At 62.6% G+C, this 26592-nt stretch carries 24 protein-coding genes and 1 pseudogene; 11 read left to right on the forward strand and 14 right to left on the reverse strand.

The genetic code is table 11. From position 1 onward, the window contains the following. Positions 1 to 494, reverse strand: a pseudogene (locus VR74_RS02650) (primosomal protein N'); the annotation flags it as partial. Positions 495 to 619: 125 nt separating this feature from the next. Between VR74_RS02650 and VR74_RS02655 the strand changes: the two are divergent. Beyond that, positions 620 to 1612 (forward strand): MoxR family ATPase, encoded by a 993-nt coding sequence (locus VR74_RS02655; protein ID WP_045694188.1) that lies wholly within the window; start codon positions 620 to 622, stop codon positions 1610 to 1612. Positions 1613 to 1618: 6 nt separating this feature from the next. Then, a complete protein-coding gene (locus VR74_RS02660; protein WP_045694190.1) occupies positions 1619 to 2962 on the forward strand; it encodes a VWA domain-containing protein in 1344 nt (447 codons plus the stop codon). On the opposite strand, the gene VR74_RS02665 is transcribed toward VR74_RS02660, so the two are convergent. From VR74_RS02665 to VR74_RS02685, 5 genes are all read right to left on the reverse strand, one after another. After that, positions 2959 to 3558 (reverse strand): DUF1294 domain-containing protein, encoded by a 600-nt coding sequence (locus VR74_RS02665; RefSeq protein ID WP_045694305.1) that lies wholly within the window; start codon positions 3556 to 3558, stop codon positions 2959 to 2961. The genes VR74_RS02660 and VR74_RS02665 overlap by 4 nt on opposite strands. Further along, a protein-coding gene (gene prfB / locus VR74_RS02670) for a peptide chain release factor 2 (RefSeq protein ID WP_299949426.1) occupies positions 3545 to 4664 on the reverse strand; the annotation gives its coding sequence in 2 pieces (ribosomal slippage) (positions 3545 to 4594 and positions 4596 to 4664; 1119 coding nt in all). Before prfB ends, VR74_RS02665 begins: the two co-directional genes overlap by 14 nt. Positions 4665 to 4751: 87 nt before the next feature. Then, positions 4752 to 7382: a penicillin-binding protein 1A gene (locus tag VR74_RS02675; RefSeq protein WP_045694193.1), complete on the reverse strand. Its 2631-nt coding sequence runs from the start codon at positions 7380 to 7382 to the stop codon at positions 4752 to 4754. Positions 7383 to 7489: 107 nt separating this feature from the next. Further along, on the reverse strand, positions 7490 to 9415 hold the full coding sequence (locus tag VR74_RS02680) for a hypothetical protein (protein ID WP_045694195.1): 1926 nt from the start codon (positions 9413 to 9415) through the stop codon (positions 7490 to 7492). Positions 9416 to 9548: 133 nt separating this feature from the next. After that, positions 9549 to 11231, reverse strand: coding sequence for an electron transfer flavoprotein-ubiquinone oxidoreductase (locus VR74_RS02685; RefSeq protein WP_045694197.1), 1683 nt, complete (start codon positions 11229 to 11231; stop codon positions 9549 to 9551). Positions 11232 to 11322: 91 nt separating this feature from the next. On the opposite strand from VR74_RS02685, the gene VR74_RS02690 reads away from it, so the two are divergent. Beyond that, on the forward strand, positions 11323 to 12126 hold the full coding sequence (locus VR74_RS02690; protein ID WP_045694199.1) for a uracil-DNA glycosylase: 804 nt from the start codon (positions 11323 to 11325) through the stop codon (positions 12124 to 12126). Here VR74_RS02690 and VR74_RS02695 read toward each other — a convergent pair whose 3' ends face one another. Continuing rightward, entirely contained in the window at positions 12127 to 12603 is a 477-nt protein-coding gene (locus VR74_RS02695; RefSeq protein WP_045694201.1) for a hemerythrin domain-containing protein, read from the reverse strand. Positions 12604 to 12694: 91 nt separating this feature from the next. On the opposite strand from VR74_RS02695, the gene VR74_RS02700 reads away from it, so the two are divergent. Then, positions 12695 to 13378 (forward strand): TIGR04283 family arsenosugar biosynthesis glycosyltransferase, encoded by a 684-nt coding sequence (locus VR74_RS02700; protein ID WP_045694203.1) that lies wholly within the window; start codon positions 12695 to 12697, stop codon positions 13376 to 13378. Here VR74_RS02700 and VR74_RS02705 read toward each other — a convergent pair. Continuing rightward, positions 13375 to 13923: a hypothetical protein gene (locus tag VR74_RS02705; RefSeq protein WP_299949428.1), complete on the reverse strand. Its 549-nt coding sequence runs from the start codon at positions 13921 to 13923 to the stop codon at positions 13375 to 13377. The genes VR74_RS02700 and VR74_RS02705 overlap by 4 nt on opposite strands. A 65-nt stretch (positions 13924 to 13988) precedes the next feature. On the opposite strand from VR74_RS02705, the gene VR74_RS02710 reads away from it, so the two are divergent. After that, a complete protein-coding gene (locus tag VR74_RS02710) occupies positions 13989 to 14588 on the forward strand; it encodes a DUF2064 domain-containing protein (RefSeq protein WP_045694206.1) in 600 nt (199 codons plus the stop codon). 12 nt (positions 14589 to 14600) lie between these two features. Here VR74_RS02710 and VR74_RS02715 read toward each other — a convergent pair whose 3' ends face one another. Both VR74_RS02715 and VR74_RS02720 read right to left on the reverse strand, forming a co-directional pair. Continuing rightward, positions 14601 to 15293, reverse strand: coding sequence for a UTRA domain-containing protein (locus VR74_RS02715; RefSeq protein ID WP_045694207.1), 693 nt, complete (start codon positions 15291 to 15293; stop codon positions 14601 to 14603). Next, entirely contained in the window at positions 15290 to 16660 is a 1371-nt protein-coding gene (locus VR74_RS02720) for a formimidoylglutamate deiminase (RefSeq protein ID WP_045694209.1), read from the reverse strand. The genes VR74_RS02715 and VR74_RS02720 overlap by 4 nt, the downstream gene beginning before the upstream one ends. 64 nt (positions 16661 to 16724) lie before the next feature. Here VR74_RS02720 and hutI point away from each other — a divergent pair, with 64 nt between their 5' ends. The 5 genes from hutI (at position 16725) to VR74_RS02745 (ending at position 23196) form a co-directional block, all read left to right on the forward strand. Beyond that, positions 16725 to 17939 (forward strand): imidazolonepropionase, encoded by a 1215-nt coding sequence (hutI, locus tag VR74_RS02725; RefSeq protein ID WP_045694211.1) that lies wholly within the window; start codon positions 16725 to 16727, stop codon positions 17937 to 17939. Then, on the forward strand, positions 17936 to 19474 hold the full coding sequence (hutH, locus tag VR74_RS02730; protein WP_045694213.1) for a histidine ammonia-lyase: 1539 nt from the start codon (positions 17936 to 17938) through the stop codon (positions 19472 to 19474). The genes hutI and hutH overlap by 4 nt, the downstream gene beginning before the upstream one ends. After that, positions 19471 to 20274, forward strand: a complete 804-nt coding sequence (hutG, locus tag VR74_RS02735; protein ID WP_045694215.1) for an N-formylglutamate deformylase — start codon at positions 19471 to 19473, stop codon at positions 20272 to 20274. The genes hutH and hutG overlap by 4 nt, the downstream gene beginning before the upstream one ends. A 1-nt stretch (position 20275) precedes the next feature. Next, positions 20276 to 21943, forward strand: coding sequence for a urocanate hydratase (hutU, locus tag VR74_RS02740; RefSeq protein WP_045694216.1), 1668 nt, complete (start codon positions 20276 to 20278; stop codon positions 21941 to 21943). A gap of 119 nt (positions 21944 to 22062) precedes the next feature. Further along, complete coding sequence (locus tag VR74_RS02745) at positions 22063 to 23196, forward strand: PA0069 family radical SAM protein (RefSeq protein WP_299949430.1); 1134 nt, start codon at positions 22063 to 22065, stop codon at positions 23194 to 23196. A 136-nt stretch (positions 23197 to 23332) separates the two neighbouring features. On the opposite strand, the gene VR74_RS02750 is transcribed toward VR74_RS02745, so the two are convergent. Continuing rightward, the gene (locus VR74_RS02750; protein WP_045694218.1) at positions 23333 to 23986 is read right to left on the reverse strand and encodes a cytochrome b/b6 domain-containing protein; all 654 of its coding nucleotides are present in this window, start codon (positions 23984 to 23986) and stop codon (positions 23333 to 23335) included. A gap of 107 nt (positions 23987 to 24093) precedes the next feature. On the opposite strand from VR74_RS02750, the gene VR74_RS02755 reads away from it, so the two are divergent. Beyond that, positions 24094 to 24645 carry a response regulator transcription factor gene (locus VR74_RS02755; protein WP_045694220.1) on the forward strand — a complete coding sequence of 184 codons (552 nt, stop codon included), beginning with the start codon at positions 24094 to 24096 and terminating at the stop codon, positions 24643 to 24645. On the opposite strand, the gene VR74_RS02760 is transcribed toward VR74_RS02755, so the two are convergent. The 3 genes from VR74_RS02760 to VR74_RS02770 all read right to left on the reverse strand — a co-directional run bounded on the left by VR74_RS02760 (position 24624) and on the right by VR74_RS02770 (position 26589). Then, positions 24624 to 25058: a DUF1801 domain-containing protein gene (locus VR74_RS02760; protein WP_045694221.1), complete on the reverse strand. Its 435-nt coding sequence runs from the start codon at positions 25056 to 25058 to the stop codon at positions 24624 to 24626. The two genes, VR74_RS02755 and VR74_RS02760, sit on opposite strands and share 22 nt — an antisense overlap. A gap of 12 nt (positions 25059 to 25070) precedes the next feature. Continuing rightward, a complete protein-coding gene (locus VR74_RS02765; RefSeq protein WP_045694223.1) occupies positions 25071 to 25505 on the reverse strand; it encodes a DUF1801 domain-containing protein in 435 nt (144 codons plus the stop codon). 82 nt (positions 25506 to 25587) lie between these two features. Beyond that, a complete protein-coding gene (locus VR74_RS02770) occupies positions 25588 to 26589 on the reverse strand; it encodes a TIGR00341 family protein (RefSeq protein ID WP_045694225.1) in 1002 nt (333 codons plus the stop codon). Positions 26590 to 26592 lie beyond the last annotated feature (3 nt).

Genomic DNA, 26592 nt, shown 5'->3' on the forward strand with positions numbered 1-26592 from the left:
AGCGCCCCGGCACTCACCAGCCCCTTCACCACCCCGCTCGACACCCCGGCCGCCGCAGCCAGCGCCGCCGCATTCGCCGCGCCAACCTCCCCTGCCGCATCCAGCACACGCCGCCGCGCATCCGTCAGCTTGTCGGGTCCCTCGCCTGTCAGATGGAACACGGTCTCTGTCGGCGAAGGCGACAGACCGCCCCGCGCCCGCAGCGTCATGCCCAGCACATGGCCCGGATGCGACACGGTATATCTGGCCGCCCACATGATGAAGTCGCGCATCGCGGCCGGCATTGGCGGGGCCGGATAGACAGAAAGCACCGGCTTCAGCTCCCGCCCCGCCGCCGCCTCGTCATCCAGCATCTCCCACACCACGCCCAGCCGCTCGGTCTGCCCCAGCGGCGCCGTGACGTAAGCGCCAACTTGCACATCCATGCCCTCCGGCACCGCATAATCAAACGGTTCGGGCAGCGGTAGAACAAAGAGAATCCGGGCAACAGGCATGCGTCTGGCTTAGCGCCGATCAGCCGGGGCGTCATCCCGTGCAGACAGGGGCCGTTCCCCCAGCACCACCCCTGCCCCAGCGATATGCCTTGCCAGCCATTCGCCCGCCCCCTACCCCTTTCGGCATGGCAAAAGACATTTCCACCGGCTACGAGCCGCTCACCTCGATTGAGGCTGTCACTTCCGGGCTCGCCGAAGTCGGCTATATTTCCACGCGCGAGATATCGACCTCGGTTTTCCTCGCCCATGGCCTGCGCAAGCCGATCCTGATCGAAGGCCCGGCCGGTGTCGGCAAGACAGATCTCGCCCAGTCGCTTGGCCGCTGGCTCGACCTGCCGATCCTGCGCCTGCAATGCTATGAGGGCCTCGACGAGGGCAAGGCGCTGTATGAATGGAAATACGGCAAGCAGCTGCTCTATACGCAGATCCTCAAGGAGAAGCTGAACGAGCTGATTGGCTCGGCGGACAATCTGACCCAATCGCTGGGAAAGCTCGCCTCGTTCGAAGACCTGTTCTTCTCCGAGCAATTCCTCGAATCCCGTCCTCTGCTGACCGCCATGCAGCAGCCTGCCGGGTCGATCCTTCTGATCGACGAGATCGACAAATCGGATGAGGAGTTCGAGGCCTTCCTGCTTGAAGTCCTGTCCGACTATCAGGTCACGGTTCCCGAGATCGGCACGATCCGCGCCAATGTCCCGCCCATCGTGATCCTGACATCGAACAATGTCCGCGAACTCGGCGACGCGCTGAAGCGCCGCTGCCTCCACCTCCATATCGGCTTTCCTGATGCGGCCCGCGAACGCCTGATCGTCCAGGCCCGCGTGCCGGACGTGTCCGAGATCCTGCTCAAGCAACTGGTCAGCTTCGTTCAGGGCGTGCGCGAAACCGACGTCAAGAAACGCCCGTCCATTTCGGAAACCGTCGACTGGGCCCGCACGCTTCTCCTGATGCACACGACCGCCCTCGACGAGACCTTTGTGCGCACCACGCTCAATGTCCTGCTCAAGCACGAGAGCGATATCGCAGCGGTGTCGAAGGAAATCCCCCGGCTCGTGCGCGAAGCCACCGGACCGGACAAGGCCGGACGCACATCTTCCGGCTATCCCGAACTCGGATAGCGGCAGATGGAGCGCACGCTCACCAATTTCATCCGGGCACTGCGGTCTTCCGACGTGCGCGTCTCGACCGGAGAGGCGCTCGATGCGACGCGCGCCGTCGCCCTGATCGGCTATGGGGATCGCTCTCTCCTCAGGGACTCGCTCGGCTGCGTGCTGGCCAAGTCGACCGAGGAAAAGGATATCCACGACCGTCTGTTCGATCTCTACTTCTCCCATTCAGACTCGCGCACGGATACGGCCTCTGGCTCCCCGGAAAGCGAGGCTGATAGCGATGCGCCCCAATCGGCGCCGGAAGACCTTGTCGGCCTTCTCCAGTCGGGCGACGAGAGCGCCATCTCCACGGCGCTCGAACGCGCCGCCGAAGCGGCCGGCATCGAGAATATCCGCTTTTCCACGCAGGTTGCCTATTACGCCCAGCAGATCATCAGGCAGATGGGCGGCGAAGGCCTGCAGGAACGCCTGCTCGAAGCCCTCCAGGGCCGGGAACCGGAAGACGAGGCCGAGGCCCAGGAACTGATCGACATTCGCCGTGACCTCACCATGCGGGCGCGCGAACGCGCCGAGCGGGCCTTCGACGTCTTCGGCGCCGGAGAGACCCAGCAGTTCCGGGATGATTTTGCTGCCGAGAAGCGCCTGAACGCGCTTGATCGTTATGACATGGAGCGCATGAAGGGCCTGATCGCCAAGATCGCCAAGCGCCTCGCCGTGAAGCATTCGCGCCGGCGGCGCAAACGCAATCGCGGCCAGCTCGATGTGCGCCGCACGATGCGGGCCAATGCCGGTCTCGAAGGCGTGCCGTTCAATGTCATCTGGCGCCAGAAGAAGAAAGACCGCCCGAAGATCGTCGCCATCTGCGACGTGTCAGGCTCTGTGGCCCAATATGTCCGCTTCCTCCTGCTCTTGCTTTACTCGCTGGCCGACGCGGTGCCGGACATCCACGCCTTTGCCTTTTCGCACCGCCTCAAGCCTGTCGATGACATCCTTGCCGACAATGAATTTGAAGCGGCCATGGCCAAGATCATCCGTGAACTCGGCATGGGCTCGACTGACTATGGCCAGGCCTGGTCTGACCTGAAAGTCGAGCATGAGAGCATCATCGACCGGCGCACGACCGTCATCGTCCTCGGCGACGGGCGATCGAATTATGGCGACCCGCGCGCCGACCTGTTCCGCGACTTTGCCCAGCGCGCCAAAAGCATGATCTGGCTCAATCCCGAAGGCCGCGCCCTTTGGGGAACCGGCGACAGCGCCATTCCGCGCTACCTGCCTTTCTGCACGCAGATGAGCCATGTCGCGACCCTGAAAGACCTTGAGCGCGCCGTCGACGAAGTGCTCAGCGCCTATGGCTAGAGGCCGCCCAGCACATTGATCTGCACGAAGGCCGCCATGTTGATGGCAACGGTCATCCAGAACAGGTAACGGAACGTGCCCTTGCGCGTCTTGTGGCGGAAAAGCTCCTGCGCCAGGATCGCGCCCGGCCAGCCGCCGACCAGCCCCAGCAGGAGCAGGACCGTTTCGGAAATGCGCCAGTTCTTCTGGATTGCGGCATTCTTGTCGATCCAGTAGCCGATGACCGAGCCAAAGCTCGCGATGCCGTAGACGATCCACCAATCCGTTGAAACAGTTGTGACCTGCGACACGGCCATGACGATGCCGAGGAATGCGGCGATCACGAGGAATGGCGGAACATGGCTGAGGGCCCAGAAACGCGGTCGTTTCGGCGGTGTCGCAGGCTCGATGATCGGCAATGCATTCTGCGCCTGCAACCGTCCGCGCGCATCCGTCACCGCGTCATATGAATAGGCCTGTCCGATGTCCAGCCGCTTGTCTTCCTTGGGAAGACTCTTGATGTGAAGGAACACGTTCGGGCCGCCATCATCCGGCGCAATGAAGCCGAAGCCCCTGTCGGGAAACCACTCGACCAACCGGCCTTCACGTCGAGTCATCAGTTCCATTTCCCTGTTTCACGGCAGCAGCCAGCGCGGCGCTCAAAAAGCGGTCAATATCACCATCGAGCACACCCTGCGTGTCCGACGTTTCAACCTCCGTACGCAGGTCCTTCACCATTTGATAGGGCTGCAGGACATAAGAGCGGATCTGGTGGCCAAACCCGATCGCACTCTTGGCGGCATTGGCCACGTCGGCCGCATCCCGGCGCTTCTGCAGTTCCAGTTCATACAGTTTCGACCGCAGCATGCGCCAGGCCTGGTCGCGGTTCTGGTGTTGCGACCGGGACACCTGGCACGCGACCACGATCCCGCTCGGCGCGTGCGTCAGGCGTACCGCGCTGTCGGTCTTGTTGATATGCTGTCCCCCGGCGCCGGAAGCGCGGTAGGTATCGGTGCGCACATCGGAGGGATTGATCTCGATCTCGATATTGTCATCGATGACGGGCGAAACGCTGACCGAGGCAAAGCTTGTATGGCGCCGCGCCGAACTGTCGAACGGCGAAATCCGCACAAGCCTGTGAACGCCCTGTTCCGATTTCAGCCAGCCATAGGCATTCTCGCCCTTGATCTGGATCGTGGCCGACTTGATGCCGGCCTCTTCACCTTCACGCTCGTCAAGTTCCTCGACCTGCATGCCGTGCGCATCGGCCCATCGCGTATACATGCGCCGCAGGATGTTGGCCCAGTCCTGGCTCTCCGTTCCGCCTTCGCCCGCATTGATCTGGACGAATGCGTCATTGGCATCCACTTCACCGGACAATAGCGCAGCGAGTTCGGCCTTTTCGGCACGTTCCGCCGCCCGTGTAAGCGTCCGTTCGATATCCTCGATCATCGACGCGTCGCCATCGGCCAGTTCCAGCAATTCTTCCGCATCGGCGGATTCCTGCTGCAGCGATTCGACCATGGCGATCCCGTCCGCGAGGCGCTGGCGCTCCCGCATCATGGATTGCGCCGCCTGTGGATCGTCCCAGAAGTCGGGACGCTCGGACAGGTTTGTCAGCTCATCAAGGCGTTTCGTGGCTGTATCCCAGTCAAAGACGCCTCCGTAGCAGTTCGGAGGACTGGCGGATCTGATCGATCAGGGACTTGATTTCAGCGGACATGACAAAGGGCCTCTTCGGGCGGGTTTTCGCAAACGGGATTACAGAGGCCGGGATAGCCGAGCCCTGACAGTCCGTCAAAATCCTAGTTCAGAAAATCCCGTCGAGACTGTCATCGGCGGTCGCTTCCGGCGGCTTCGGGAACTGCTCGCTTTCCGGCACAGGCTGTTCGCCGGTACGCGGGTCGAACGACCCAAACGAGCCGGAACCCGAACCGGAATTCCCGCACGCGCCTGAAATTGACAGGCAGTCATCCGTTCCGGCAAACGCCGCCATCCCGGGCTCCGTGCCTGGGCGGAAGGCCTCGTCGATGATGACTGATGTGCCGGGGCCGGGCAGTTCGCCCGTGCGCGCGTCGATCTTCACCAGGCGCACTCCGGGAGGAATCCGGAACGGAATGGCCGGCGTACCGTCAAGCGCCTTCTCCATGAAGTCCGTGAAGATGGGCGCGGCAACAGAGCCGCCCGCTTCCCCTTCGCCCAGCGACCGGTTGTCATCAAACCCGACGCGGACGCCAACCACGATGTCCGGCGAGAAGCCCATGAACACCGCGTCGCGATAGTCATCGGTCGTGCCGGTCTTTCCGGCGAGCGGCTTGCCCACGCGAAGGGCCCGGCGACCGGTGCCGCGCTCGACCACGCCCTCCAGCATGTGGGTCACCTGATAGGCGATGATCGGGTCGAGTACCTGATCGCGGCTATCCGGCAGTTCCGGCGGCCCCTGGCCATCCCACTCTTCGACTTCACATCCCGCGCACTCGCGTTGGTCATGACGGAAAAGCGTTCGCCCGTGACGGTCCTGCACACGGTCGAGAAGGGTCGGCGTGACGATCTTCCCGCCATTCACGAACGCCGCATATCCCCGCGCGACATCGATCAGGTACGCGTCGCCCGCGCCAAGCGACATGGCAGCATAGGGCGGCAGGTCGGTATAGACGCCAAGGCGTTCGGACAGTTCGGACACGGCTTCCATGCCAATGTCCTGCGCGACGCGGGCGGTGACCTGGTTGAGCGATTTTTCCAGCGCAATGCGCAGGGTGACCATGCCGTAGGAGCGGCCTTCAGTATAGTTCGCCGGACGCCAGTAATCGCCCGTCGACACGTCGAACGAGACAAATGGCGCATCCAGCATGCGGGACGCGGGCGTATAGCCCTTCTCGAGCGCGGCAGCGTAAACGAACGGCTTGAAACTCGACCCCGGCTGGCGCTTCGATTGCGTTACACGGTTGTAACTGCTCTTGAAGAAGGAATAGCCGCCCTGCATGGCTAGGATACGCCCCGTATGCGGGTCCAGCGCAATCAGGGAACCGTCGACCTCCGGCACCTGGCGCAGCGTGGCATTGCCAACCGGCAGGAACATGGATTGCGCCACCGGCCGGGCAATCGGGTTGCCCTCTTCGTCGAGCTCCTGCTCATCAGGATCAGGCGCGCCGGTTTCATTCGCATTCAGAACCTGGCGTTTGAGCTCAGCCAGGACAACATGGCCGACCTGCAGGCCCGGCTTGCCGCCTTCGGGCTTATAGGTCTGGGCCCATTCCAGCTCTTCGGCCGGCAGCTTGATCTTGGCACCGTCGATCAACAGCAATTCCGCAGATTTGGAACCGACAGACGTAACCAGCGCGGCTTCCCATGTGCCATAGCCTCCGGGAAGCTCTACAGCGTTCAGCGCCTCGAGCATGCCGCCACCGACAGGCAAGCTCGTGACCGGCCCGCGATACCCGTGACGCCGGTCATACGATATCAGTCCGTTTTGCAGCGCCTCTTGCGCCGCCAGCTGCATGCGCGTGTCGATGGTCGAGCGGATGGACAGGCCGCTCCGGCCGAGCGTTTCCTCGCCATAGGTCTTGGTCAGGTCGCGGCGCAGTTCCTGCACGAAATAGGTCGCTGCAGCATATTCCGGCCCGCGAAGACGCTTGGTCGTCGTCAGCGGCATCGCCTTCGCCTCGTCGGCTTGCTCACGTGTGATGTAGCCGTCTTCCACCATCCGCCCGAGCACATAGTTGCGGCGCGCGAGCAGCTTGTCCGGATTGGTGTAGGGATTCACCGCCGAGGGTGCCTTGGCGAGCGATGCCAGCACGGCAGCTTCGGACAGGTTCAGCTCCGGCAGCGACTTGTTGAAATAGTTGAGCGCGGCCGAGCCGACGCCATAGGACCGGCCGCCAAGATAGATCTCGTTAAGATACAGTTCGAGGATCTCGCCCTTGGTGAATTCCTTCTCCATCCGCTGGGCGACAATCGCTTCCTTCGCCTTGCGCTTCAGGTTCTGGTCGCGCGTCAGCAGCATGTTCTTGGCAACCTGCTGCGTGATCGTCGACCCGCCCTGAAGGCCGCCCGAACCTGTCACCTTGTTCTTGGCAGAATTCACCGCACCGCGCGTGATACCGACATAGTCGAGCCCGTCATGCGTGAAAAAATTCTTGTCCTCGGCGGCCACGAAGGCGTCGATGACGTGCTTGGGAATGGATTCGTAGGGCACGAAGACGCGGTGCTCATCGGCAAATTCCGCGATCAGCGTTCCATCGCCGGCATGGACGCGCGAGGTAATTGGCGGCTCATACTGCTTGAGTTTGGAAATGCTCGGCACATCGCGGCCGAGCGCCGCGAAATACAGCCAGATCGCAATCAGGCCGATAACGCCAAGAACAAAACCGGCGATCAAGGTCCACTTTGCGACCGGCCACACCCAGGTCGGAATGCGGGGCTTCTCGTAGGCATCGGCCATGTGGTTGTCCTGTTACAAGGGCCAGCGATCCCTGGCAGCAGAAGGCGGAATCGCATTCGTTTCCGGCGATAGTAAGGCGCACCGGCGGCGCGTTAAAGGGGCCAGTGTCAGATGTCCTGCCTATCGACTTCGCCGTCGTTTATGGACACATCAGGAAGCGGCCGTTTCTCGGGTGCGGGCGCAGTGAGGCCTTCTGCCAGTTTGGCTTCCAGTTTCCGCCGCTCTTCTACCGGTGGCCGGTTGTCGAGGGCATATTGCCAAGCTTCGCGCGCGTCATCCTTGCGGTCCAGATACCAGTAGATATCACCGAGATGGCTCTCGATTTCCCAGTGCCGGTGAGGTTTCAGCTCCTTGCGCGAGGTCTCGATCATGCGCAAGGCGCCCTTCAGGTCACCCATCTTGAACAAGGCCCAGCCAAAGGAATCCGAAATATAGGGGTCGTGCTGAGCCAGCGCCTTGGCCCGGGCCAGCACGCGATAGCCTTCCTCGTACTTGTCCGTGTGGATAATCAGGAAATAACCCAGTGAATTCAGCGTGTAGGGATCGTTGGGACGCGCCAGCCGCTCGGTGCGCAACAGGATGATCGCTTCATTGACCCGGCCCGCCTTGCCCAGGGCATCCGCCAGCGCGAGGCGGCGATCGTGCGTGTCGTCCAGCGCCCGCGCCTTTTCGGCATTCTCGGCCGCGTTCGCATAATTGCCAAACTGTCCGTAAATCTCTGCGGCAAGGCCATGAGCGGCCGCCCGTTCGGCAGGGCTTTCGGCCGCCGCCAGCAATTCATCGAGCAGCTCACCGGCCTCGGCTTCATCATTCAGCAGCGTGCGCAGCTGCAGCGCACCATACAGGGTCTGCAGCCGGTTGTCAGTATCAGACAGCTCCAGCGCCTTGTCGATGGCGGTCCGCGCCGCAGCCTCCTGCCCGGCCATCAGGTAGGCCTGCCCGGCCGCAATTTCCAGCGACGCGGTAGGCTTGGGTCCGGTCAGCGCCACGTGCGCAGCCGATTCATAGAGGGCATTCTCGTAGAAATCATCGACGATCGACGTGCGTAAACCATCATCCTCGGGATGGATCAGAAGCGCGACCTGGTCGAACGCCGAACGCTGGTCGTCAAACCCGTCAGGACGTCCGCCCATCATGATCTGACGGATGATCCTCTGTTCCTGCAGGGCCCGCGAAACATCCGCCAGGGACTGGGCAAAGGCGGCCCGCACTGTCAGCGATTCATTGCGCAGGTTCTTGCCGGTTTCGAGACTTTCGAGCGCGGCGGCATAGCTGATCGCCTCTTCAGGTTCGGCATCTGCCAGACGCTGGTAAACGGCCTTTGCCTCGTCAATCCGGTCGAGTTTCTGCAGCAATAGCGCATGACGGGAAATCACCGTCTTGATGTGGGAATACAGCAGCCCGCGCGGATCGAACTGGTGTTCCGGCGCCTCGATCCTTGTCGGCGTGAGGGATTCATAGACAGCCAGCGCCTGTTCCGGGCGGCCCAGCGCCTCCAGCATGGCGGCCAGCGACAGGTCACCCGTCAATCCGGGCATGCCGGACGAGGCACCGCGATGGCGCTCAAGCGCCGCGTCCGCCTGTCCGTCCATGGCGAGGAACCAGGCATCGAGATAGGCATAGAATTGCGACTGGCTGCCCGTCGCGTCAGCGGGATCGTCAACGGGCTCGTGAATGTTCAGGATCAAGCGCGCGCCAGCCGTATCATTCGCCGCCGCCCGGTCGATTGCGAGGAAGGCATTGAACAGGGGATTGGAGTCGCGGTCTTCCAGGGCAAGACCGCGGGTCATGATCAGAAACGCCGCCATGTCCCCGGCCTTGATCGCGTCAATCGGTGCCGGATAGGCTGAAATGCCGACCGGCTTGCCATCGGCGCCCATCACGGCTGTCGACCGGGCGGCATCCGACAGTTCGGCATCGGCATAGACCGACGCTGACGCGTCAGCGGCCTGCCCGGAGGCGACCGAGGCGCAGCCCGCGAGTGCGAGTGTAATGGCTAGGGCAGAGGCGGCTAAGACAGGCTTGAGGCGCATGGGCGTCAGGGTTCTCCGTTTCGCGTTTGCGAAGAATGAAGCAGCCCCATGAGGCAAGAACAAGGCCCCGAATGGTAAAAGCGCGGACAGGTTGCCCTGCCCGCGCCACTGTCACGCAATCGTGCGGTCGTGCCTACATGTTCGGATAGGCTGGTCCGCCGCCACCCTCGGGCACGGTCCAGTTGATATTCTGGTTCGGATCCTTGATGTCACACGTTTTGCAGTGGATGCAGTTCTGCGCGTTGATCTGGAACTTGAGGTCGGCGCCCTCCCCGATCCACTCATACACGCCCGCCGGGCAATAACGAGCCGAGGGGCCGGCATACACATCATGCTCGGAGGATTTCTGCAGCGCCATGTCCTTCACGATAAGGTGGCAGGGCTGGTCCTCGCCATGGAACGTGTTGGTGAAGGACACATTGGTCAGCTTGTCGAAGCTGAGCACGCCATCCGGTTTCGGATAGGTGATCGGCTTGAACTTTGCTGCTGGCTTCAGCGAGGACGCATCCGTCTTGCCGTGCTTCAGCGTCGGCAGGAAGCCGAAGCCGACCAGCGAGCGCATCCACATGTCCGGCACACCGATCATGGCGCCGATCATCGTGCCGAAGCGCGACATCAGCGGCTTCATGTTCCGCACGGTCGACAGGTCCTTCTGCACCCAGCTGGAATGCATGGCCTCGTCATACTCGCTCATCTCGTCACCGGAACGCCCGGCCCTGATCGCTTCGAACGCCGCTTCGGCGCCCAGCATGCCGGTCTTCATGGCATTGTGCGTACCCTTGATGCGCGGCAGGTTCACAAACCCTGCGCAGCAGCCAATCAGCGCACCGCCCGGGAAGCTGAGCTTCGGAATGGACTGCAGGCCGCCGGACGTGATGGCCCGCGCGCCATAGGCCACGCGCTTGCCGCCTTCCAGGTAGCGACGGATGTCGGGATGATGCTTGTAGCGCTGGAATTCCTCATAAGGCGCGAGATACGGATTCTTGTAGTTCAGGTGAACCACATAGCCGACGGAGACGAACGGCTCGCCATTGTCGCGGAAGTGATACAGGAATCCGCCGCCATTGCCGTCCTTGTCCTGGACAGGCCAGCCGAACGAATGCTGCACCAGGCCATCCACAAAAATCTCTTCCGGCACCGACCAGACTTCCTTCAGGCCAATCCCGAACTTTTGCGGGTCGCTGTCGGCCTGCAGGTCGAACTTGCTCATCAGCTGCTTGGTGAGCGAGCCGCGAGCGCCCTCCGCAAACAGCACATACTTGCCGAGCAGTTCCATGCCCGGCTCGAAATCGGGTTTCTTCTGGCCATCAGCGCCGATGCCCATGACGCCGGCAACGACGCCGCGGACTTCGCCCTTCTCGCCGTAAACGACCTCGGATGCGGCAAAGCCGGGATAGATTTCAACGCCGAGCGCTTCCGCTTCGCGGCCAAGCCAGCGGCAGACATTTGCCAGCGAGCCGGCATAGCAGCCATGATTGCTCATCAGCGGCGGGAAGGGCAGCCAGCCAAGCTCGGCCGATCCGTTCTCGCCGAGCAGCTTGTAGCGGTCGATCTTGACTTCGGTCTTCAGCGGACAATCGCTATTGGTACGCCAGTCGGGCAGCAATTCGTCCAGCGCCTTCGGATCAAGCACGATGCCTGACAGGATGTGCGCGCCAATTTCGCCGCCTTTTTCCAGAACGACGACTGACATGTCCTCGCCGGCCGCATTCGCCGCCTGCTTGAACCGGATTGCTGCCGACAGGCCGGCCGGGCCGCCGCCAACGATAACCAGATCATATTCCATCGACTCGCGCTGCGGGGCGTCATCAGCCATTGGTAACTCCTCATTGTGGCGTGTAGGATACCGCCTTACGTTTCAATCATATGCAATTACAGCCTGTTTCGGGAAGGTCCAGAGCGTCGCAATGCCAAACCTCGCGTCAAGTGATGCCCTCAAGGCGCTGACAGACTGGTGGCTGGACATGGGAGTCGAGGTCGATTCGGCCCGGATCGACGCCCTGATGCGGGAGATGAAGGCCTCCGAGCCGGTATTGAAACCCGTGAAAGCGGATACAAAAGGCGCGCCGAAAGCCGCACCTCGCCGCACCCGCGGACCCACTGACTGGGTCGCGGAAGCCACCCGGGCTGCCGCCGCCTGCGATTCGATGGACGCGCTGAAAGCGGCGATCGAGGCGTTCGACGGCTGCCCGCTCAAGGCGACCTGTGAACATACGGTCGTCTATGATGGTGTCGTGGGGGCCGACCTGATGGTCATTGGCGAAGGTCCGGGCGCAGACGAGGACCGGCGCGGCCTGCCCTTCGTCGGCAAGGCGGGCCAGCTGCTCGACCGGATGCTCGCCGCGATTGGCCGTTCACGCACCGAAAACACGTTCATCACCAACGTCAATTACTGGCGCCCGGCCGGCAACAGGAACCCTGATGCCGAAGAACTGGACGTCTGCCGCCCTTTCGTCGACCGGATGGTCGAACTGGGAAAACCCAAATTAATCATCGCCACAGGCGGCGTCCCGGCCAAGGCCCTGCTCGGCAGCGACGACGGCATCATGAAATTGCGCGGTACCGAGTACACGTTCACGACACCGGGCGGCGCCTCGATTCCCCTGATCCCGATCCTGCACCCGGCCTATCTCCTGCGGCGTCCGCAGGACAAGAGCCGGGCCTGGCGGGACCTCTTGCTCATCGAAAAGAGGCTGACCGAACTCGGCTGATCATTCTTCCAGCGCCGCGTCGGCCTTCGCGTCGACGAGGCCGCGTTCCTTCTTCTTGCGGGTTTCGAAAGTGCCCGCGATTTCGCCTGACGCATCCGCGCCCAGCACTTTGCGCGCGGTTGCGAAAATCTCGTTCTCTTCTTCGTCGATATGGTGCTCATAGCGTTCTCGCATTGTCTTGAACCGCGCCAGCCAACCGGGCGAACTGAAGTCCATCGCCTCGATATCCTGGATCATTTCATCGATTTCGTGATGCTCTGACACCGAGTGGCGCGCCTTGGGCTGGCCCTTCGATTCTTCCATCAAGGGGGCATAGAATGCCTCTTCTTCGGCAGCGGCGTGCGCCCCGACATCGTAGAAGAATGTTTCCCAGAGTTTGCGGCGCGCTTCGCTGTCGCCGGTCGTTTCAACCAGCTGGGACAATAGCTGGCGGTGCCTGTCATGGTCTGACTTCAGGCGATCATAAATGCTCGTCATTTGAGATTTCCTCGTGCAGGTTTGGATTGCAGATGGAACGCGGTTGCCCGAAGAGAGTTCCTCGTGCTCATGCGCCTGCCAGGAAATCCCCATGCCCGCTCCACTGTCCGTCATCATTCCCACGCTGAACGCCGCCCGGGATTTGCCCTTGTGCCTCGAAAGCCTGATGCCCGGCCTCGATAGCGGCTTGATCCGTGAAGTCATCGTAACTGATGGGTTCTCCGAAGACGGAACAGAATCGCTGGCAGAAGCAGCCGGTGCTGTTTTGCTCAAGGCCGCCAAGGGTCGTGGCCGCCAGCTGATTGCCGGCGCAGAGGCCGCGCGCGGCGAATGGCTGCTATTCCTTCACGCCGATACGGCCCTCTCCCGCGAATGGGCCGAACGCGTGTCGGACCACATCTCCCACCGCCCGGACAATGCAGCCGTTTTCCGCCTGAAATACCGGTCGGACGAGAAAGGGGCCCGCTGGCTGGAGTCACGCGCCAACCGCAGGGCGCGCTGGCTCGGCTTGCCCTATGGCGATCAGGGCCTGCTGATCTCCCGCCAAAAGTATGACCAGATCGGCGGCTTTCCCGATGTGCGCCTGATGGAAGACGTCATGATCGTGCAGGCGGTGGGAAAGAAGAACCTCACCTTCCTTGATGCCGAGGCCCGCACATCGGCGGCCAAGTATGAGCGTGACGGCTGGCGCAAACGCGCCTGGAAGAATTCCTGGATGCTGGCACGCTTTCTCCTGGGCGTAAGCCCGGACAAGCTCGCCAAGGAATACACCTAGTTGTCTTTCCAGAAATCCTCGGTCTCGAAATCTGCGCTGTGGGTCTCAACCAGGTAAGTTTTGAACGCCTCAAGATCAGAAACCCGGCACGAATAGCTGTCGGTCCGCACAATACCGAAACGCGCCAACGCTTCATCCGCCGCGTCATTGCATGACGGCATCGCGAATTCATATGTCGGCACGTGGGTCATCGTATCTCTCCGCCTGTGTGCCACCAGATAGTGATACGATACTTCCTCACCGTCCTGCATTTCCGCTTCAGCCAGGTAAACCGGGTTCATGTCTTCATCGCTGCCTGGCGCGGCCAGCATCTGGAAGCGCACGAAAAGCGGCTTTTCATCCGCCTCTTCGGGCGGGGGCTGGATTTTGTACGTGCCGTCATTTTCGGCCATCACAATCCGGCAGTCATCGTCAAGACAGAGCACCACGCCATCGTAAGGTAACCTGACTTGCTCCCCCGCCGGAATAAGCGGGACTTCACTGTAAAAGCAGGCTGACAGGGCGAACAACCCGGTCAGGACTGCGAGCATTCGAGGCGCGTTCATGACATATCTCTCCCTAGCGTGAATGAAAGCTTTGCTCTTCTTGCTGTCGAAAGTAAGGCCAAGAAATGAAAAATGCGACCGTCCTGATCTACGCAAAACCGCCCCGGATGGGGCTGGCCAAAACCCGCCTGGCCAGCGGCGTCGGCCTGACCGAAGCCAGACGCATCGCTCACTTCACCCTCGCACGCACCATGAGGGCGGCGCTTTCCGGCCCCTGGAGGCCTGTTCTCTATGCGGCGCCTGACGGCGCACTATCCGACACAATCGGCGGCATCTGGCCAGCCCACCTTGTCCGTCTCAGCCAGGGCTCAGGCAGCCTCACCGAGCGCCTGAACCGGGGCCTCGCCGACGCATATAACGGACCGGTCCTCTTCATCGGCGCCGACGCGCCAGACCTCACGCCGGCCCTGCTTCACCAGGCGATCCGCGCCCTGAAACGCCACGATGCCGTCTTCGGCCCCGCACGGGATGGCGGATTCTGGCTGTTCGGGATCAACAAGCGCGCCCGTACAAAGTCTCCCTTCGAAAAGGTCCGATGGTCGGGCCCGTACGCAATGGAGGACGTCTGGAGCAATCTTCCGGCAGGCGCCTCCGTGGCGCTATTACCGATGCTAATCGACATCGACGAGGGACAGGACTGGCGGGACTGGAATGCGGCACGCTGACCGGCGCCCTGCCTACAGGCGTGAATGGAGCTGGTAGCCTTCGCGATAGTACAGTTTCATCGTCGTGATGAACTCGCCCGCAAGCGACGTCGTGCGATCAATCACGAATACGGCCGTCCCTTCGCGCACGTCGAGCGCGCTCGACACCGCCTTGTCGGCATTGACCGCCGAGAACACGACGTCTCCGCCAGAAAACGGAACCGTCTGCACCAGCCACTCATTGGCACTGACAGTGTCCAGCGGCGCATCCATGATCGTGGGTACGACCCGTGTATTCACCCAGCGCGTTTCGAAAGCGAATGGCCGCCCGTCTGCGAGATGGACCGTGTCGAGATGAAGCGCCTTTGCCCCCGCCGGCAGGCCCAGCCTGGTGCTGATGGCAGCGGGCGGCACCTTGTCGGCCCTGCGCGTGAGCTGGTGGCTGTAGGCGCTGCCGAGCGACTCGACCTGTTCGCGAACGACCGGAATATTGAACTTCGCCTGGCGCACCGGCATGTCGCATACGCGCGTTCCGCCCTTGCGCTTCCTGACGACAAGGCCATCATTCGCCAGTCCCTGAAGCGCGCGATTTATCGTCACCCGCGCGCAGCCATACTCGTCCGCCAGCATGGCTTCACCCGGAATGCGCTCGCCCAGCGCCCATTCGCCGCTCTGGATCCGCTCCAGTATGGACTGACGGATCGCGTGATGTGAATTGCCGCTCATAGGGCCTCTCTCAGCCGGTAGATTGTCTGCGTAAAATCGCGCGCGATCCGCTCGTGATGGATATGCCTGCCGCCGCTGACCATATGCCGCCCTGCAGCCCAGACATCGCTGACCACGCCATCTGATCCGGCAAAAATCCAGGCATCCAGCACCGTGTCCTGCTTCAGCGCGCAGATCGCAGGGTTAGCATCGTCAAGTGCCGTCAGGTCCGCCAGTGCGCCCACCTCGATCCGCCCCGCATTGCGCCCGATTGCCTGCGCACCCCCGCGCGCCGCGCGCTCATAGAGATACCGCCCATTCGACGGCACGGCCTGTTCCGTCAGGATCACCCGCTGCCGGTCGCGAAGCCGTTGCGACACTTCCAGCATGCGCAACTCTTCCGTCAGGGCGATCTTCACATTCGAATCCGAACCTATCCCGATCCGGCCACCCGCCTGCAGATACCGCGCCCCATCGAAGATGCCATCGCCCAGATTGGCCTCGGTAATCGGGCAGAGGCCCGCCACCGCGCCTGACCCTGCCAGATCAACCGTTTCTGCTGGATCCATCTGTGTCGCGTGGATGAAGCACCAGTGGTGATCGACCGGCATATTGTCCAGAAGCCACCGGACCGGGCGCGCGCCCAGCGCATCCACCACTTCCCGCACTTCGCCCACCTGTTCGGCCGCATGGATGTGCACCGGCCCGCCCTCTCCCAGCTGCACGGACGCGCGCAGCCCTTCTGCCGAAACAGCGCGCAGCGAATGCGGCGCAACACCTAGCACGAAATCATCCGGCAGGTCCGCGAAGTGGCCCGACAGTCTGGAATGCAGGGTCTGGAACGCGTCGAGGCTGCAGCCGAACCGTAACTGCCCGCCTTCGAGCGCGCTTCCGTCCAGGCCGCCCTGCATGTAAAGCACCGGCAGGTGCGTGAAGCCGATGCCCGTCAACCGGGCCGCCTCGATATGCCGGAGGGAGGTTTCCTCGACCTGCGCATAGGCCCGTCCGCCCGGCGCATGGTGCAGGTAATGGAATTCGGCCTGCGCGGCATAACCCGCTTCCAGCATCTCCATCTGAACCTGCGCGGCAATCACCTGGATATCGTCCGGCGACAGGATTTCGAGGAACCGGTACATGACCTGCCGCCAGGTCCAGAAATCATCAATCGCCGTCGGGCCGCGCGTTTCGGCCAGCCCCGCCATCGCCCTCTGGAAACTGTGACTGTGCACGTTCGAGAGTGCAGGCAGCAAAACACCGACTCGATGGTCGGCCCGCCCGTCGGTGTCCGACACACCGGAAATCAACCCGGCTTCATCTACTTCGACGGTCACATTCGCCCGCCAGCCATCTGCCATCAGCGCCTGTCTGGCAAAAATTCTGGTTGTCATCACGCTTGCGCCCGGATTATTATGTGCATACAAAATATCAAATCGAACGCGAATAACAAGGGCGATGACGAAAGCTGTTTTCTTCTCCGATTGCACTTTGGCCTCGATGAAATGGGGAGAGGCAGACTACGGCCTCATCCCCGACGCAGCCTTCGCCATTCGCGGCGGACGCATCGTCTGGACCGGCAAGGCAGAGCACAAGCCGGCGGAGTTCCAGGACACGCCAACTGAAAGCCTCGATGGCCGCCTCGTGACGCCCGCGCTCATCGATTGCCACACGCATATGGTTTTCGGCGGCAACCGCGCCCGCGAATTCGAACAGCGCCTGCGCGGCGCCAGCTATGAAGAGATCGCCCGCAGCGGTGGGGGCATAGCCTCAACCGTCGCTGCCACCCGGACAGCGAGCTTCGATCAACTGGTCGAGCAATCCCTGCGTCGCCTCGACAGCCTCATCGGCGAAGGCGTCGCCGTCGTCGAGATAAAATCCGGCTACGGACTGACCATTGATGATGAAATGCGCATGCTGCGTGTCGCGCGCCACCTGGAAACCCTGCGTCCGGTCAATGTCAGGACAACCTGGCTCGCCGCTCATGCCGTGCCAGCCAACTACTCCGGACGCCCCGACGCCTATATCGACGAGGTTGCAATCCCCGGCCTTGTGCAGGCATCTGCCGAAGGCCTCGTCGACGCCGTCGACGGGTTCTGCGAAACCTTCGCCTTTACACCCGGGCAGATCGAACGCGTCTTCCAGGCCGCGCATTCACTGGGCCTTCCCGTCAAGCTACATGCCGAACAGCTCTCCGACCAGAAGGGCGCGCTCCTGGCCGCCCGCTATTCGGCGCTTTCGGCTGATCATCTGGAATACCTGACCGACGCCGATGTCGAAGCCTTTGCCGCCGCCGGAACCGTTGCCGTGCTGCTTCCCGGCGCCTTCTACACGCTGAAGGAAACCAGGCTGCCGCCGGTCGCCGCCCTGCGTGACCATGGCGTCGCCATCGCCATTGCGACGGACTGCAATCCCGGCACCTCACCGATCTCGTCCATCCTGACCGCCATGAACATGGCCTGCACCGAATTCGCCCTCACACCTGAAGAAGCGCTGGCCGGCACGACCCGATGCGCCGCCAGGGCGCTGGGGCTGTCAGGCGAGTACGGCGAGATCACAATCAGCGCCCGTGCCGAACTCGCCGTCTGGGATGTCGAACACCCGTCCGAACTGTCATACTGGATCGGCGGCTCACCACTCCACAAGCGCCTCTCGACCGGGATCGCGGCATGATGATTTCACTTACGCCAGGCCACGTATCCCTCCGCGATCTGGAAACCCTCTATCGCGGCGGCAATGCCTTCCAGCTTGACCTGTCGGCTTACACGCGCGTCGCGGAATCGGCAGCCGCCCTGGTCGACCGGATCAGGAGCGGTGATGCAATCTACGGCGTCAACACGGGCTTTGGAAAACTCGCCTCCATCCGCATCGACGATCACAAGCTCAAGGCCCTCCAGAAAAACCTGGTCCGCTCCCATTGCGCAGGGGTCGGTGAGCCGCTCCCCTCCAATGTCGTCCGCCTCATCATGGCGCTCAAATGCATTTCCCTCGGGCGGGGCGCTTCAGGCGTTCGCCCCGAACTCATCGAGCATATCCAGAACATGGCGCGGGCCGGCATCCTGCCCGTCATTCCGGCCAAGGGATCGGTCGGTGCGTCGGGCGACCTTGCCCCGCTCGCCCACATGGCGGCCAGCCTGATCGGCGAAGGCGAAGTGTTTTATCGCGGCAAGCGGATGCCGTCGGGACAGGCCCTACAAAAAGCAGGACTCGTTCCCGTCGAGTTGCAGGCCAAGGAAGGGCTCGCACTTCTCAATGGCACCCAGGTATCAACCGCCCTCGCGCTCGCAGGATTGTTCGGCGCCTGGCGGCTGTCCGTGTCATCGCTCACGACAGCCGCCCTGTCGATTGACGCGGCCATGGGGTCCAGCGCACCGTTCAGCGACGAAATCCATCAGCTGCGCGGGCATCAGGGGCAGATCGACAGCGCCCGCCGCCTGCGCGAACTTCTTCAGGGATCGGAGATTCGGGAAAGCCACAAGAGTGGCGACGAGCGGGTGCAGGATCCCTATTGCCTCAGGTGCGCGCCCCAGGTGATCGGCGCCTGCCTCGACCAGCTCCGGCAGGTGGGCGTGACGCTGAAAATCGAGTCCAACGCAGCGACTGACAACCCGCTTGTCCTGTCCAGTGGCGAGATCGTCTCCGGCGGAAACTTCCATGCCGAGCCGGTCGCCCTCGCCGCCGACCAGGCCGCCATCGCCATCTCCGAGATCGGCAGTATCGCCCAGCGCCGGATCGCCATGCTGGTCGACCCCGCTCTCAGCTTCGGCCTTCCGGCCTTCCTTGCGCCGGACCCGGGCCTCAAGTCGGGCCTGATGATCGCAGAGGTGACGTCTGCAGCGCTGATGAGCGAAAACAAGTCGCTCTCGAATCCGCGCTCGGTGGATTCAACCCCGACCTCGGCCAACCAGGAAGACCATGTGTCCATGGCCTGCCATGCCGCGCGCCGGTTGCTGGAGATGAACACCAACCTGGCCGGCATTCTGGGCATCGAAGCCATGTGCGGCGCGCAGGGCATCGAGTTGCGCGCGCCCCTGAAAACCAGCGGCCGCCTCGCCGGCGTGATCGCCACCATCCGGAAACATTGCCCGCCGCTCGACGATGACCGCATGGTCAGCCCCGACATCGAAGCCCTTTCCCACCTTGTCCTCGAGACCGGCGCCCTTTGTGATCTGAACGGCGGAACCACTCCCATAGGACTGATGCCATGACCCCCGTCACTATCATCCCTGGCACAGGTCCCGTCATTCTCGGCCAGCCCCATTCAGGCACCTTCGTTCCGGACGACATTTTCGCCCGCCTGAACAGTCTCGGCCAGGAATTGCGCGATACGGACTGGCACGTGCCCCAGCTCTATGACGGCCTGCTGCCCAGCGCATCAATCGTCCGCGCCAATTTCAGCCGCTATGTCATCGACGCGAACCGCGACCCTGAGGGCACCAGCCTTTATCCCGGCCTGAATGTCACCGAACTCGTCCCAACCAGCACCTTCGACGGCGAGCTGATCTGGCATGCGAACCCGGCAAAGTCTGACATCGCGCAGCGCATCGGGTCTTTCCACCGCGTCTATCACGCGGCCCTGGAGGCTGAGATTGCGCGGGTAAAGGCGAAGCATGGCTTTGCGGTCCTCTATGACTGCCACTCCATCCGGTCTGAAATCCCGTACCTGTTCGACAACCAGCTGCCTGACCTGAATATCGGTGACAATAGCGGACGGTCCTGCGCGCCAGCCATCACCTCCGCAGTCGCCGCCATATGCGCGCAATCACCCGTATACAGCCATGTCGTGAATGGCCGCTTCAAGGGCGGATGGACCACCCGCCATTATGGCCGGCCGGAAACAGGCGTGCATGCGATCCAGATGGAACTGGTCCAGCGCTGCTACCTCGAATCCGAAACGCCGCCCTTTGCCTATTCCGCCAGCCACGCGGCCCCGCTCCGGGACCTGCTCGGCACGATCCTGAAGGCCGTCGAAGACACGGCAAGCTCAAGCCTAAAGACGGAGACCTGACATGGACACACCCTGCAAGAACAGACGCGACATCAAAAGCCCGACAGGCACCGAACTCAACTGCCTGTCCTGGACCACCGAGGCGCCCTTCCGGATGCTCCAGAACAATCTTGACCGGGACGTTGCCGAAAATCCCGACGAACTGGTCGTCTATGGCGGCATCGGCCGCGCCGCGCGGACATGGCCCGACTTCGACAAGATCATCGAAACCCTGAAAACCCTGACAGAAGAAGAGACCCTTCTGGTCCAGTCCGGCAAGCCTGTCGGCGTCTTCCGCACGCACAGGGATGCTCCGCGCGTCCTGATCGCCAACTCGAACCTGGTGCCGCACTGGGCGACCTGGGATCATTTCAACGAGCTCGATAAGAAGGGCCTGATGATGTACGGCCAAATGACAGCCGGCTCGTGGATTTATATCGGCACGCAGGGGATTGTTCAGGGCACGTATGAAACTTTTGTCGAGGCGGGGCGCCAGCATTATGATGGCAACCTCAAGGGAAAGTGGATTCTCACGGGCGGTCTCGGCGGCATGGGAGGTGCCCAGCCCCTTGCGGCGGCCATGGCAGGCGCTTGCTGCCTCGCCGTCGAGTGCAACCCGGACAGTATCGATTTCAGACTGCGCACCCGGTATCTCGACGAAAAGACCGACAGCCTCGACGAGGCCCTCGCCCTGATCGAACAGTGGACAGCGGCGGGCGAGGCCAAATCTGTCGGCCTTTGCGGCAATGCGGGCGACATCTTCCCGGAACTGGTCAGGCGCGGCGTTCGCCCGGACCTGGTGACAGACCAGACCTCGGCGCACGACCCCATCCACGGCTACCTGCCCATCGGCTGGACGATGGCAGAATGGAAAGAGAAGCAGGAAAGCGATCCGAAGGCTGTCGAACGCGCGGCCTGCGCGTCGATGAAAGTACAGGTCCAGGCCATGCTGGACTTCTGGAACACAGGCATTCCCACGCTCGACTATGGCAACAATATCCGGCAGGTCGCCTTTGATGCGGGCCTCGAAAACGCCTTCGACTTCCCGGGCTTTGTTCCGGCCTATATCCGCCCGCTGTTCTGCCGGGGCGTCGGCCCGTTCCGCTGGGTCGCGCTCTCGGGCGATCCGGAAGACATCTACAAGACGGACCGGAAGGTCAAGGAACTGCTGCCGGATGATGCCCACCTGCACAGGTGGCTCGACATGGCGCGCGACCGGATCGCATTCCAGGGCCTGCCGGCGCGCATCTGCTGGGTCGGGCTGGGCGACCGTGACCGCCTCGGGCTCGCCTTCAACGATATGGTCGCCAGCGGCGAATTGAGCGCCCCGATCGTGATTGGCCGCGATCACCTCGACAGCGGATCGGTTGCCAGCCCCAACAGGGAAACCGAAGCGATGAAAGACGGCTCAAGCGCGGTCTCCGACTGGCCGCTCCTGAATGCGCTGCTCAACACGGCGTCTGGCGCAACATGGGTCAGCCTGCATCATGGCGGAGGGGTCGGCATGGGCTATTCCCAGCATGCCGGAATGGTCATCGTCGCCGATGGCACCGCAGATGCTGCCCGCCGCATCGCGCGCGTTCTCTGGAACGATCCGGCATCTGGGGTCATGCGCCACGCCGACGCGGGATATGACGCCGCGCTCGATTGCGCCCGTGAGAAAGGCCTGAATCTGCCGGCGATCCTGTAACAGCCCCGAAGCAGGATCTGCGGGGGCTGATCTTCGGGAATGCGATCCATCCACATATTTTAGTCGACACAATAGAATTTGTTCTTGTTTTGTTCTTTGTGGTGTGGGCAAATGACCCCATGAGAACCGGACAGAAACTGAACTCCAAAGGGCGCGTCACACTGCTGGAAACCCGGCAAGCGGCCGAGCGCCTTGATCAGCGCGGACGCGGCGCCGTGTCCAACCAGACCGGCCGGTATGAGCCCGAAACACGGCACGCCTTTGACGATGGCTGGGACACGGTGGAGGAAGCGGCCGCCCGCCTGGAGACGACGCTTACGCAGGAATCGGCCAAGACGATCATCACGTTCAACAAGTCGCCCGACATATCCTTTGACCGGACAATCAATCCCTATCGGGGGTGCGAGCATGGCTGCAGCTATTGCTTTGCTCGGCCGAGCCATGCCTATGACGGCCTGTCGGCAGGCCTCGATTTCGAGAGCCGGCTTTTCTTCAAGCCGAACGCGCCAGAGCTGCTGAAGCGGGAATTGTCGCGGCCCGGCTATCGCCCGCGCCCGATTGCGCTCGGCATGAATACCGATGCCTTCCAGCCAGTGGAGCGGGATACGGGCCTGACGCGGGAAGTGTTGAAGATCCTGCTGGCCTACCGGCACCCGGTCAGCCTCCTGACCAAGTCATCCCTGATCGAGCGCGATATTGACATCATTGGCCCGATGGCCAGCATGGGCCTCGCCCGGGTTGGCGTGTCGGTCACCACGCTCGACCGCACCCTCGCCCGCAAGATGGAGCCGCGCGCAGCCACGCCCGCGCGCCGCCTCCAGACCATCCGTGTCCTGTCCGACGCGGGCATACCGGTCACGGTGATGACCGCACCCATCATTCCCGGGCTGACCGACCATGAAATCGAATCCCTGCTTGAAGCCGCAGCCGCACATGGCGCCAGCGGCGCCGGCTATGTGCTTCTGCGTCTGCCCTACGAGATCAAGGACCTCTTCCATGAATGGCTGGTCGCCCACGTGCCGGACCGGGCCGCGAAAGTGATCAACACGATCCGCGAAATGCGCAACGGGCGGGATTATGACGCCCGCTGGTTCGAACGCGGAACCGGACGCGGCCCGGTCGCCCAGATGATCGGCCAGCGATTTGCACGCGAGACAAAGCGACTCGGCCTGGACACTCCGCGCCCCGACCTGCGCACCGACCTGTTCCGCCCGCTCGACACGCCGGGAGGCCAGTTATCGCTGGGATTCTAACAGCCCGCCCCCAGCAAATTCATAAAGACGTCCACAGATCTATCCACAGGCCACGCATCCGCGACCGGGCTAGTCCTGGTGCCGACGGTCCCGCAATGAGCTCATCGCGGGACCGTGTTCGTATGCCTCGCCGCCGCTACTCAGGCCGTTTCATGCCCGTCACCATGGCCCGGACGAGATTTTCCCGGTGTGAGAGGCTCGAAAACACAACACCGCCGACATGCAGGGCCACCAGCGCAAGTGTGAGGTAGACGAAGGCACTGTGAAGCCCCTCCCACATCTCTTCCCCGCCCTCGTGCTCACCGGTCTCACCCTCGGCATCATCGTCATCATCGCCGCGCGCGCCCGTATAGGCCGGTTCAGCCTGTTGCGGGCTGGCTGTGATAATGCCCGCCAGCGGGCCCTTGTTGTCCTCGACGGCATACAGCGCCATACCCGTGCCGGCCGTGCCGGCCAGGCTGATGAGCAGCGCCAGGATCATCGCGCCTCCCGCCGGATTGTGCCCGACATGCCGCTTCGCCCGGCCTGTCATCAGCCCACCAAGATAGGCGCCGATGGCGGCCGGCGAGCGGACAAAACTGGAGAACCGCGCATGCTTCGGCCCGATGAAGCCCCACACGATCCGGATCGCAACCGTCGACGCGACCACATAGCCCGCCCACAAATGCTGCTGGAAAAACTCGTCGCCCGTGAAATAGGCGGTGAAGAATCCGGCCACCAGCACCCAATGGCCGATCCGCACAATCGGGTCCCATACGCGTATCGTCTTGTTGGTTTCGGTGTCGGTCATGCCACATTCCCTGTTCCAGACTTGGCGGTAAGGTCAGGCGCGTGGCCTTGCAGCGCAATTCGTCATGTGACGGGATCAGTCACAACAGGGAAGGCAGGAGGCTTCATATGTCGGATGACACAAGCGATCGGTGGCGCCTCATCGGCCCTGCGGCCCTGTTTGCCCTCATTGCCCTGCTGATCGCGGCAGACCTTGTGATGGACCGCGGCGAAGGCGCCGGCTTCCTCCACATCGCCGTGGAAAGCTTCGCCCTGCTCGTGGCCGCCACCGGCGCAGCCCTCTTGCTGCGGCAGTTCAGCCGGGTCCGGTCAGACCTGACCGTGGCGCGCAGTGAGGCCAATCAGTGGCGCGAGGCGAACCGGGAACTTGTGCTCGGGCTTGGTGCAGCAATCCAGAACCAGTTCACGCTCTGGGAACTGACGGCGGCCGAGGCTGAAATCGGCCTCTTCCTGCTCAAGGGGCTCAGCCACAAGGAAATCGCAGACCTGCGCCAGACCAGTGAGCGGACGGTGAGGGAGCAATCGCGTGCCCTGTACCGCAAGGCGGGCCTGTCCGGCCGCTCCGCTCTTTCCGCCTTCTTCCTCGAAGACCTGCTACCCGGCCTAGCGCCATCACCGGATGCCGGAAGCAGCGGCCATCATGTGTCCCAGGTCTCGTAGTTTTCCCGCATATAGGCGAGCCCATCGGTGACGATATGGGCCAGCACGTCCATGTCCACGTCCGACAACCTGTTGATGTACAGGCAGGATGACCCGATCCTGTGCTTGCCGAGTTTCGCGAGCAGCTCGGACATGTCGCGGTATCCGGGCATGATGTAGACGACCATCGACGCCTTGCGCGGCGAAAATCCGGTCATCAGGAAGTCGCCTTCCCGTCCGCTGGCATATTTGTAGTGATAACGCCCGAACCCGATGATCGACGGGCCCCACATCCGGGGCGGCAGGCCGGTGACCGCCTCGAACCAGGCCAGCAGCGTTTCGGCATCGGCCTTGCGCCCGGCATGGCCGAGACCGGCAATAAAGTCCCTGGGCGAAACGGCGGTCGGCTGGGTCTTGTTCTCTGCCTTCGCCATGCCGGCTTCCGCTTAGGTCTCGCTGGTCTTGAAGTTCTTTTCTGTGGACGCCAGTCCGAGCCGGACCAGTTCCTCCAGCGCCTCAAGGTTCACATCCTTCAGTGCCTTGATGAAGACGCAGGACTTGCCCTTCTCGTGCTTGCCGAGGATTTCCAGCGGCGCGGTGAAGTCCTCGAAGTCCGGCGAAAGGTAAACCACGACATGCTTCTTGGCCGGCTCGAAGCCCGCCATCATGAACTCGCTCTTGCGCCCGCCTGGCATCTCATAGGCATAACGGCCATAGCCGACCTTGCTGGTTCCCCAAATCGTGGCCGGAAGGTCCGTTGCGCGGCCAAACATGGCCAGCAACTCTTCGGCTTCGGCCTTGCGCTGAGGGTCGCTCAGGCTGGCAACATAGCGTTCAACACGGGTTTTCGGGGCTTTCAGGGCAGTATCTACTACGGTCATAAGGGGTGCGACTGAGTCCTTTATTGTGGGCGGAAAGCCCACCCTACACCCTTGGGACAAAAAGGTCCAAAGTATCCTGCACTTAGCCTATTTCGACCTGCGCGCCGAGGTCCAGCAGCAGGATCAGGACCACGGCCACGGCCAGGAAGAAGGCCGACAGGCCGGCATTCAGCCAAACCGCGCGTGTCGCATTCTTCTGCTCGATCCACTTGCGCGGCCGGATTTTGCACAGCCGGAACACGATCAGCGCCGACAGGATCAGGCTTGCCACGTTCAGTGCCAGCAGCAGCGCTGCGCGCAGGGCCAGCCCGTATTCCCCGCCGCCGGCAAACAGGCCCAGCGCCGCACCCGGCGGCAGAAGGGCGGCGGCAACCATCACGCCGACCAGCGCCTCGCCCTTTCCCTGTGTCAGGGACAGTGCCGCTGCGCTGCCCGCCGCCATGGCCAGCGCCAGTCCGTCGATACGCACCTCCGCCCGTGACATCAATTCATGACTCTCCAGGTTCAGCGGCAACAGGAAAGAGATCGCAAAGGCGGTCGCCAGCGCCGTTCCAATCCCGATGACCAGCGTCGCGCCGCCGCGCTTCAGAAGGTCGAAATCGCCCAGCGCCGCACCCATCGAAAAGCCGAGAATCGGACCCAGCAGCGGCGCGATCACCATCGCACCGATCACCGCCGCAATGCCGTTGGAGTTGAGGCCGATCGCCGCCACAATGGTCGACAGCACAACCATGATCAGGAAGTTGTGGCCAAACCGCGCGCCGTCGGAAACATCCGAGAACAATTCCTCGCGGGTCGCCTGGTCGGCGCGGACCGCCTTGTCTCCCTCGATTTCTTCCAGCTTCGGCGCAGTCGCTTCGATTGGCAGCACCGTGATGCGCCAGTCTTTGCGCCCCTCCAGCGCGGTCTGCAGATTGTCCATCAGAACCTGGTTGGTGCCTTCGCGCATGAACACCGAGATCAGGCAGCGGTCTTTCTGCTCTGTCTCCATCACGGCATAGTCAATCGGGTCCGCTGCCTTGATGGCACGGATGACCGTGTCACAGGCTGCATCCCTGGCGAGATGGATGTCGAGGCGCCGCACTGT

Source organism: Hyphomonas sp. BRH_c22 (genome assembly GCF_000961795.1).
GTDB lineage: Bacteria > Pseudomonadota > Alphaproteobacteria > Caulobacterales > Hyphomonadaceae > Hyphomonas.

Excerpts from the sequence above, each read along its gene's own strand:
- VR74_RS02655 (WP_045694188.1), top strand. The coding sequence starts at position 620 with ATGGCAAAAGACATTTCCACCGGCTACGAGCCGCTCACCTCGATTGAG.
- VR74_RS02660 (WP_045694190.1), top strand. The coding sequence starts at position 1,619 with ATGGAGCGCACGCTCACCAATTTCATCCGGGCACTGCGGTCTTCCGAC.
- VR74_RS02665 (WP_045694305.1), bottom strand. The coding sequence starts at position 3,558 with ATGACTCGACGTGAAGGCCGGTTGGTCGAGTGGTTTCCCGACAGGGGC.
- VR74_RS02675 (WP_045694193.1), bottom strand. The coding sequence starts at position 7,382 with ATGGCCGATGCCTACGAGAAGCCCCGCATTCCGACCTGGGTGTGGCCG.
- VR74_RS02680 (WP_045694195.1), bottom strand. The coding sequence starts at position 9,415 with ATGCGCCTCAAGCCTGTCTTAGCCGCCTCTGCCCTAGCCATTACACTC.
- VR74_RS02685 (WP_045694197.1), bottom strand. The coding sequence starts at position 11,231 with ATGGCTGATGACGCCCCGCAGCGCGAGTCGATGGAATATGATCTGGTT.
- VR74_RS02690 (WP_045694199.1), top strand. The coding sequence starts at position 11,323 with ATGCCAAACCTCGCGTCAAGTGATGCCCTCAAGGCGCTGACAGACTGG.
- VR74_RS02695 (WP_045694201.1), bottom strand. The coding sequence starts at position 12,603 with ATGACGAGCATTTATGATCGCCTGAAGTCAGACCATGACAGGCACCGC.
- VR74_RS02700 (WP_045694203.1), top strand. The coding sequence starts at position 12,695 with ATGCCCGCTCCACTGTCCGTCATCATTCCCACGCTGAACGCCGCCCGG.
- VR74_RS02705 (WP_299949428.1), bottom strand. The coding sequence starts at position 13,923 with ATGAACGCGCCTCGAATGCTCGCAGTCCTGACCGGGTTGTTCGCCCTG.
- VR74_RS02710 (WP_045694206.1), top strand. The coding sequence starts at position 13,989 with ATGAAAAATGCGACCGTCCTGATCTACGCAAAACCGCCCCGGATGGGG.
- VR74_RS02715 (WP_045694207.1), bottom strand. The coding sequence starts at position 15,293 with ATGAGCGGCAATTCACATCACGCGATCCGTCAGTCCATACTGGAGCGG.
- VR74_RS02720 (WP_045694209.1), bottom strand. The coding sequence starts at position 16,660 with ATGACAACCAGAATTTTTGCCAGACAGGCGCTGATGGCAGATGGCTGG.
- hutI (WP_045694211.1), top strand. The coding sequence starts at position 16,725 with ATGACGAAAGCTGTTTTCTTCTCCGATTGCACTTTGGCCTCGATGAAA.
- hutH (WP_045694213.1), top strand. The coding sequence starts at position 17,936 with ATGATGATTTCACTTACGCCAGGCCACGTATCCCTCCGCGATCTGGAA.
- hutG (WP_045694215.1), top strand. The coding sequence starts at position 19,471 with ATGACCCCCGTCACTATCATCCCTGGCACAGGTCCCGTCATTCTCGGC.
- hutU (WP_045694216.1), top strand. The coding sequence starts at position 20,276 with ATGGACACACCCTGCAAGAACAGACGCGACATCAAAAGCCCGACAGGC.
- VR74_RS02745 (WP_299949430.1), top strand. The coding sequence starts at position 22,063 with ATGAGAACCGGACAGAAACTGAACTCCAAAGGGCGCGTCACACTGCTG.
- VR74_RS02750 (WP_045694218.1), bottom strand. The coding sequence starts at position 23,986 with ATGACCGACACCGAAACCAACAAGACGATACGCGTATGGGACCCGATT.
- VR74_RS02755 (WP_045694220.1), top strand. The coding sequence starts at position 24,094 with ATGTCGGATGACACAAGCGATCGGTGGCGCCTCATCGGCCCTGCGGCC.
- VR74_RS02760 (WP_045694221.1), bottom strand. The coding sequence starts at position 25,058 with ATGGCGAAGGCAGAGAACAAGACCCAGCCGACCGCCGTTTCGCCCAGG.
- VR74_RS02765 (WP_045694223.1), bottom strand. The coding sequence starts at position 25,505 with ATGACCGTAGTAGATACTGCCCTGAAAGCCCCGAAAACCCGTGTTGAA.